1 protein-coding gene and 1 tRNA gene are annotated in these 647 nt (G+C 56.7%); both read right to left on the reverse strand.

Annotated elements, in window-relative coordinates; all coding sequences use genetic code 11:
* Positions 1-134: 134 nt before the first annotated feature.
* A tRNA-Ser gene (locus tag NKJ06_RS35660) sits at positions 135-214 on the reverse strand.
* Between the two features lie 220 nt (positions 215-434).
* On the reverse strand, positions 435-647 hold a 213-nt coding region (locus NKJ06_RS35665), incomplete at its 5' end, for a hypothetical protein (RefSeq protein WP_352812627.1).

Here is a 647-nt window from a genome sequence, read left to right on the forward strand (position 1 = left end):
GAATCGAACAAAACAGCGGTGTTTCCGGAGCATTTTGGCGCCGAATCGCGCGGCGATGGCAGCGGGATACCCAGCTATCAGCCTGTTTTAATGAGGTAATTTTTGGAAGCCCGTCTTCAAGCAGGCAGAAGGGGCGGAGAGGATGGGATTCGAACCCACGAGAAGCTTTTGACCTCTACTCCCTTAGCAGGGGAGCGCCTTCGACCACCTCTCCGTTGCGCCGCTGGATGAAGAAAGCGCCGGCACAATCAACAAGCGCGCGTCATTATCTGAAAAAATAAGAACGCACCGAACCGCGGCTTTCCATGGATGCGGCGGTTCTGCGGCAGTTTCCTGGCTAGCGACTCGGGGCTTGGCCACGATTCCGTCGACCGATCGCCGGATTCGGCAGCAAACAAGGGGTTGCGGCGGGCCTGACGGTTAACGAGAGCTTTCTAAGTGAGGCCAAATCGTGACGTTTCTGCAACACAGGCCGGGCATAGCAGCCGAATAGTCCTTTCGCCGGTACGATCGTGGTTGAACGCCGCCGCCTCATGGGTAATGTCGGTTTCGAGGAAGCGGCGCGGTGCGCATCTTTTTCGGTAGTGGGGATGGGGCAGGGAACGCTGTCCTTCAGCAAAGAATACCCAGACCCGTTTTTTAACTTT

It is taken from the genome of Mesorhizobium sp. M0293, from assembly GCF_040321735.1.
Classification (GTDB): Bacteria; Pseudomonadota; Alphaproteobacteria; order Rhizobiales; family Rhizobiaceae; genus Mesorhizobium.